This is a genomic window from uncultured Agitococcus sp. (assembly GCF_937920075.1).
Classification (GTDB): domain Bacteria; phylum Pseudomonadota; class Gammaproteobacteria; order Pseudomonadales; family Moraxellaceae; genus Agitococcus.
Genome location: NZ_CALETI010000037.1, coordinates 1 through 6,964, shown reverse-complemented (window position 1 = coordinate 6,964; position 6,964 = coordinate 1). Strand labels below are relative to the sequence as shown.

General features: G+C 38.3%; 9 protein-coding genes. 8 read left to right on the top strand and 1 reads right to left on the bottom strand.

Features of this window, described 5'->3' with window-relative positions:
* Positions 1–189: hypothetical protein (locus tag Q0212_RS01100; protein WP_297920934.1), on the top strand; the 189-nt coding region annotated here is incomplete at its 5' end.
* A 15-nt stretch (positions 190–204) separates the two neighbouring features.
* Positions 205–1,047: a class I SAM-dependent methyltransferase gene (locus tag Q0212_RS01095; RefSeq protein WP_297920931.1), complete on the top strand. Its 843-nt coding sequence runs from the start codon at positions 205–207 to the stop codon at positions 1,045–1,047.
* A gap of 34 nt (positions 1,048–1,081) precedes the next feature.
* Here Q0212_RS01095 and Q0212_RS01090 read toward each other — a convergent pair whose 3' ends face one another.
* Positions 1,082–2,365 carry an alpha/beta hydrolase gene (locus tag Q0212_RS01090; RefSeq protein ID WP_297920928.1) on the bottom strand — a complete coding sequence of 428 codons (1,284 nt, stop codon included), beginning with the start codon at positions 2,363–2,365 and terminating at the stop codon, positions 1,082–1,084.
* Positions 2,366–2,789: 424 nt separating this feature from the next.
* Here Q0212_RS01090 and Q0212_RS01085 point away from each other — a divergent pair, with 424 nt between their 5' ends.
* From Q0212_RS01085 to Q0212_RS01060, 6 genes are all read left to right on the top strand, one after another.
* Positions 2,790–4,043, top strand: a complete 1,254-nt coding sequence (locus Q0212_RS01085; RefSeq protein ID WP_297920925.1) for a glutamate-5-semialdehyde dehydrogenase — start codon at positions 2,790–2,792, stop codon at positions 4,041–4,043.
* A gap of 23 nt (positions 4,044–4,066) precedes the next feature.
* Entirely contained in the window at positions 4,067–4,723 is a 657-nt protein-coding gene (gene nadD / locus Q0212_RS01080) for a nicotinate-nucleotide adenylyltransferase (protein WP_297920922.1), read from the top strand.
* Positions 4,713–5,075 (top strand): ribosome silencing factor, encoded by a 363-nt coding sequence (gene rsfS, locus Q0212_RS01075; protein ID WP_297920919.1) that lies wholly within the window; start codon positions 4,713–4,715, stop codon positions 5,073–5,075. Before nadD ends, rsfS begins: the two co-directional genes overlap by 11 nt.
* Before the next feature lies 1 nt (position 5,076).
* Entirely contained in the window at positions 5,077–5,544 is a 468-nt protein-coding gene (gene rlmH, locus Q0212_RS01070) for a 23S rRNA (pseudouridine(1915)-N(3))-methyltransferase RlmH (protein WP_297920917.1), read from the top strand.
* 203 nt (positions 5,545–5,747) lie between these two features.
* Positions 5,748–6,458, top strand: a complete 711-nt coding sequence (locus Q0212_RS01065; protein ID WP_297920914.1) for an START domain-containing protein — start codon at positions 5,748–5,750, stop codon at positions 6,456–6,458.
* A gap of 64 nt (positions 6,459–6,522) precedes the next feature.
* Positions 6,523–6,964 (top strand): START domain-containing protein (locus tag Q0212_RS01060; protein WP_297920911.1); only part of this gene is annotated, 442 nt, incomplete at its 3' end.

Below are 6,964 nucleotides of genomic sequence, written 5' to 3'. Positions count from 1 at the left end.
CTGTCATTAGGCTTAGGTTTATATTTGGTTTTTGGTAAAGAAGTAGCCGATTGGCCAACATGGTTATTATCGCCCGAAGCTAAAGCGATTTTTATTGCAACAGGTATTATTAATTTGCGTTTTATTGGCATTCGTTTTCGGCGTTTACAAGCATGGCAAGCGGCTCGAGCGCAGCGCCAACACCCCTAAAACAACAGGAAAATTATGAATAATAATAAAGATACTTCCAGTATTTCGTTTACTGCTCACTATACAGGTTATATTTGGTATAAAAATAAACTATCAAATCGGGCTTTTGCCACGCAAAAAGGCTTTGTTTTATATCAATTATTAAGACCAATCGAAGTGCTTGCCAAGTTATTTATTGGTTCAGACATTAAAACTACCCTACTACAACGCCATCAATTAATTGACCGTGAATTAACTCAATTAATTTTGTTGCATCCCGATTTACAAATTTTAGAATTGGCTTGTGGCTTATCACCACGCGGCTGGCGGATTAATCAAAAGTACCCTTATATTACTTATGTTGAAGCCGATTTAGTGGGTATGGCGAGTCAAAAACAACAACTGCTTAATGGTTTAGAAGGCATCAATGCTAATCATAAAGTACATACGTGTAATATCTTAATTGAAGACGAAATACAAAGCCTTGAAGCCGTATTAAAACGCGAATTTGATAGCAATAAACCGATTTTGGTGATTACCGAAGGTTTAGTAAATTATTTTAAACTTGAGGATATTAGCCTATTTTGGCAACGTCTAAGTAAAAGTTTAAGTCAATTTGCCGCAGGCTTTTATTTAACCGATGTGTATCCCAAAGTCACTCAACATCGTTTTTATCATTGGATTGAGTTAGCCAACAAATCTTTAAAAGTCTCATCAAAAAGCAGTTTTATGATGCACTTTGCCAGCCGTGATGAAGCTCAAACCTGCTTAAATAATTGTGGCTTTAAACAAGTGACTGTTTTTAATCCTGATGAAGAATTAAGCCAAGAAAAAACCAAAGGCGGTGCTTTGGTTTGGGTGATGAGATGTGAAATTTAAGTTTTAAATAGCTGGCTTTGATAGCCAGCACCAATCAAATTTCGGCATAAGGTCGTTGCCCTAATTTTGGCAACTCATGACAATAATCGCTATCTTTTAACAATTTATTAAACTCGTCAGCAATCACAAAACTACCATGTTTAAATAAACACCGCATCCAACCTTCACCACGTTCAAATACCAGCACTTCGATACGCAACATAGAGTCTGGCAAACATAAAATCAAATTTCGTGCATATTCTTGAACGGTAAAGACAATTTTTTCGTATTTCAACAAACATCCAAAGAAATTAATATCAATAATTTCTACAGGCGAGTCAATTTGAATATCGCCATTTACCGCCGAAAAACCTAACACATAAGCATTTGGATTCTTTAGTGCATAACGTGGTTCACCACGACGTTCTAAAGCCAAACCTTGTTCATGGGTTAATAGCTTTAAACCTTGAACCTGATTCAAATCTTCTTGTTTTAAAAATGCGCAAAACATGCCAACCACCGCATCTCGGCGTTCTAATTGAGGCAAATGGTCAGCATTCTCAATTAATGCAAATTGTGCATTGACACAGTTTGCTGCAAAAAAAGCATTTTCATAAGGCAAGGTAAAACTATCTTTATCGCCAGTTGCAACAATAGTTGGACACGTTGGATAACCCAATACTTCTTCAACACCAATCAAACGGTGAGCATTAATACGATAACGCTGTTTTTCATTTTCACTAAAAGTACGCATTTGGCGTCTAAACAAACGACAAGCCACTTCGGGAATTTCGGTTTCTTTTAATCGTGCATGATTTATTAAATACAAAACCACTGCCTCACCAAATTCGCTCATTTGTTCGGCATCAAGTAGTTTTAATGACTCTTCTAATAACATCCGCCATGATTTACGAGGTTTGGCCAACGTCCCTACCATAATCAAACGTTCACTCATTTCTGGACGTTTAAAAGCAAAGGTACTTGCAACCACCGAACCCAATGACAACCCCATTAATGAAACACGGTCAATACCTTCTTGTACCAACCAGTAATACAACAAATCTGCTAAATCTTCTAAACCCAGCTCTGAGGCCAATTGACTATTGTTGCCCAAAGAAGGTAAATCAACTAAAACAATAGGACAAATTTCAACCACATCACCCACAAAAAAGCGATAAGACGTAAAATTTTGAAATGCACCACCCAACACAATTAAAGGAGGCTTTTGACAATTTTCTGGGCCATTAAAGGCTAAATAGTGAATTTCCCATTTACCCAGCATAGAAATCGTTGGATCATTTTTTAAGGAATTTTTCTCGTATGGCTCAAAATGCAGCATGTACGCCTCTATTATTAAATAACTTACAATCTGTGGTTATTATTCAGTCGATGATGTAAGTTTTTTATTTTCAATTTTTCTTTGTGATCAGAAATTATTTGTTTTGGTCAAATAGCTCTTCTTGCTTGACTGCAAAACGATGATGCTATTATTTAACTCACCTGTATTATAAAACAAACAAGCAATTGCTTGGTAAAATTCACTCACTACGGTTGTTTAGGTTAAGAGGGCAATTTATAACATAATCTTTGCAATTTTTTGAATCATTAAAACGCCATTTTGCTTATGTTTTTCACCAAAATCTTACATTCTGCTTGATGATTGTGATATTTCCCCTAGTGTCCTAAAGTACAACTGTTATAATCAAAAACAGCTATATATTTTTCTATAAAGCCCCTATGGGGGTTGAAGATCGAGAGAGACCATGTCCGTTCAAGCTTATATGCAACAATTAGGGCAAGATGCCCGCTCTGCCTCGCGTGTGATTGCCCGCGCAACCACTCGTGAAAAAAACGCCGCATTACAGACCATTTATCAATCATTACAAGCTAACCAAGAAAAAGTGTTAGCCGCTAATGCTCAAGATATGGCCAAAGGCCGTGCTAGTGGCTTAGATGCTGCATTATTAGATCGCTTAGAATTAACACCTAGTCGCTTTGCAGGTATGTTAGAAGGCTTAGAGCAAGTGATTGCTTTAACTGATCCGATTGGTGTAATTACCGATTTAGCCTATCGTCCGTCAGGCATTCAAGTGGGCAAAATGCGTGTGCCTTTGGGTGTTATTGGCATTATTTATGAATCACGTCCTAACGTGACTTTAGAAGCTGCTGCCCTGTGCTTAAAATCAGGCAATGCCACCATTTTACGCGGTGGTTCAGAAGCCATTAACTCCAACAATGCCATTGCTGAATGTATTCAACAAGGTTTAGTGTCTGCCAATTTACCTGCTAGTGTGGTTCAAGTGGTCAATACCACTGATCGCGCAGCAGTTGGCCAATTAATTACCATGCCCGAATATGTGGACGTGATTGTACCTCGTGGCGGCAAAGGCTTAATTGAGCGTATTAGCAATGAAGCACGTGTGCCTGTGATTAAACATTTAGATGGCAACTGCCACGTTTTTATTGAACGTGAAGCCGATATTAACAAAGCTTTAACCATTGCTTTTAATGCCAAAACACATCGTTATGGCGTGTGTAATGCCATGGAAAGCTTATTAATTGATGCACCAATTGCAGCAGAAATTTTGCCAAAGCTTGCTGAATTATATGCCAGTAAACAGGTTGAATTACGTGGTTGTGAGCGTACTCGTGCCATTATTGATGCCCAAGTTGCGAGTGAACAAGATTGGTATGAAGAGTATTTAGCACCCGTTTTAGCCATTAAAGTGGTTGATAACTTGGATGCAGCGATTGAGCATATCAACAAATATAGCTCACACCATACCGAAGCGATTGTGACAGAAAACTACACCAAAGCGCGTCGCTTCTTAGCCGAGGTTGACTCTAGCTCGGTGATGGTTAATGCCTCTACCCGTTTTGCTGATGGCTTTGAATATGGCTTAGGTGCAGAGATTGGCATTTCTACCGACAAAATCCATGCTCGTGGTCCTGTGGGTTTAGAAGGTTTAACCTCTCAAAAATGGATTGTGTTAGGGGATGGCCATATTCGTGGATAATCGTTTATTTACGCCTAAATAATATGAGCCACCTAATCGCCTACTTTGGTGGCTCATTTGACCCTGTACATCAGGGTCATTTGGCCACCGCAAAATTTTTAGTGGATTATTTTCAGTTAAATAAATTGGTCTTTTTGCCAGCTTATTTATCTCCACTAAAAAGCCAATCATTGGCTGCACATCACCGTGTAGCGATGCTTAAATTGGCTATTCAAGACGAAACAACCTTTGCTCTTGATGAGCAAGAAATTTTACAACCGTCAAAATCTTATACCATTAACACCTTAAAAAACTTGCGCCAAGTTTATGGCTCAACACAACCCTTGGCCTTTGTCATGGGCATGGACAGCTTTTTAAGTTTACCTAAATGGCATTTATGGCAAGAGTTAACTGATTTTGCCCATCTAATTGTGGTCAATAGACCCCACTATTCCGCCATTTTTAATACAGAATTGCAACAATGGTTGAATAAACGTCGCTGCAATCAGCGACAAATGTTAGAATATCAACCAGCAGGCTTGGTTTATTTTGTTGATAGCCCTTTTTATGCCATTAGCAGTACGGATATTCGCAAGGCATTACAACAGGGGCATTCAACCCATCAACAATTAATTCCTGCCGTTGCCAACTATATTTATCACCATCACCTCTACGGAGCGACAGCGACGAATGAAAGCTGATAATGTTTCTGAACAAATTTTAACTCAAGCCTTAGATGCACTTGCTGATATTAAAGCACAAAATGTTTTGTCTATTGATGTTCGTAATTTAACTGGTATTGCCGAATATATGGTGATTGCCAGTGGTACTTCTACTCGCCATGTTAAGGCACTTGCTGACAACGTGGTAGAAAAATGCAAAGAAGCTGGCTTTCGCCCATTGGGTGTTGAAGGCGAGCGTGATGCAGAGTGGGTTTTAATTGATTTAGCTGGCGTGATTGTTCACGTAATGTTACCCACTACACGTCGTTTTTATGACTTAGAGCGTTTGTGGATGACTCCAGAAGCGCAACAAGCCTTACCTCAAACTTAATATGCGCATTCGTTTACTCGCTGTTGGCCAAAAAATGCCCGATTGGGTCACTACGGCTTATCTGGACTATGCAAAACGTCTTAATGATGATGTTCGTTTAGAGTTAATCGAAATTCCTGCGGCCAAACGCAGTAAAAATAGCGAAGTCGATAAAATGAAGCAGCAAGAAGGTGAAGCCCTACTTGCTGCTATTCATCATAATGAACGAGTCATTGCCTTAGAAGTCGGTGGCAAAGAATATTCCACACATCAACTCAGTCAACAAATGGATAACTGGCTACAAGGTGGCCAAAATGTATGCTTACTGGTTGGTGGCCCTGATGGTTTAAGTTCAGACGTCATTAAACGTGCCGATGGCCTATGGTCGTTATCCCCTCTTACACTCCCTCATCCACTCGTTCGTGTGATTGTTGCTGAACAATTATACCGTGCTTGGACCTTATTGAAGGGTCATCCCTATCATCGTTAGGTCTATGACGACGTTGATTATGGCAGCAAAAACATAAAGCGACGGCAGAATCAAATATAATTATTTGCTTAATTGTACACAGTTTACACAATTTGTTACTTATATAATTTTTATATATCGTCTATGCTAAGATTCGATCGCAGTGCTTTATCTGTACAGTAGCTATAACACCAAAAGCCACTTAATAAAAAGAGACAAAAAAAATGATACGCCCTCTTTTGTCAAAACTTATCGTACTTACAGCAATTACTACAGTGCCATTAAGTGTAGTTGCTGATGTTGATGACTTGCGTAATACTCAAAAATCCAACGCTAATGAATGGCGCTTACACAAAAATGACGCACGTCATAAAATTAAAGTTTATGTCAAAAACGAAGAAGGCCAAAAGCTACGTTCATTTAAAGTGGAAGGAATTATTGATGCACCACTTGAAACTTTATTAAGAATACAATCTGATGTTGAGAATTATGCACGTTGGTATTTTGAAATAGCTGAAGTCAAACTATTAAAAAAAGTGTCCGACAAAGAATTCTATTTTTACTTGGTTCATGATGCCCCTATTGGTTTACCTAAACGTGATGTGATCTTACGCACAGTGATTGAACCAATGTCTAAAAAACAACCCTATGTTCAATTGAGAATGACATCTATTCCAGACTATATGCCGCCTCGTCCGCCTTTTATTCGCATGGAGGCCGAAAATTATGTTTTACGCTATACACCTATTAGTAAAACACAAACCTTAAGAGAAGTTGAAGGTTTTATCAACCCTGGTGGTAATACGCCTTCATGGGCAATTAATTTTGTCAGTGGCAAAGGTCCTTATACCAATATGATGGGTATAAGACGTATGGCCAGTATGCCACAATATGCGGACAGCCAAGAGCCTTTACCCTATACTTTTTTTGAATAAAAATAAAATGCAGTCACTACTATAAGTAAATTAATGTTTGACTGTCTTTATATGAGAAAACTTTATGCTAAAAAAAATATGTACGTGTTTGTTAGCATTAAATCTCAGTTCTGTTGCAATAGCTGCGGACAAAGATTTAGACGACATACGCGCAGATAATAAAAATAGTAACGAATGGCGTTTATCCAAACACGATAAGCGTCATGAAATTAAAGCTTATGTCAAAAATGAAGAAGGTAAGAACATCCGCTCATTTCGTGTTGAATCTTATTTAGATGCCCCTATTGAGGTTGTTGCCCGAGTTCAAGCAGATGTAGAAAATTATATAAAATGGTATTTTGAGGTCTTAGAAGTCAAACTATTACGCAAAACATCTGATCGCGAGTTTATCTTTTATATGGTTCATGATGCACCTGTTGGTTTACCTGATCGAGATGTGGTATTAAAAGCAACGATTGAACCCATGACAAATAATAAACCATTCATTGTTGTCAAAATGAATGCTT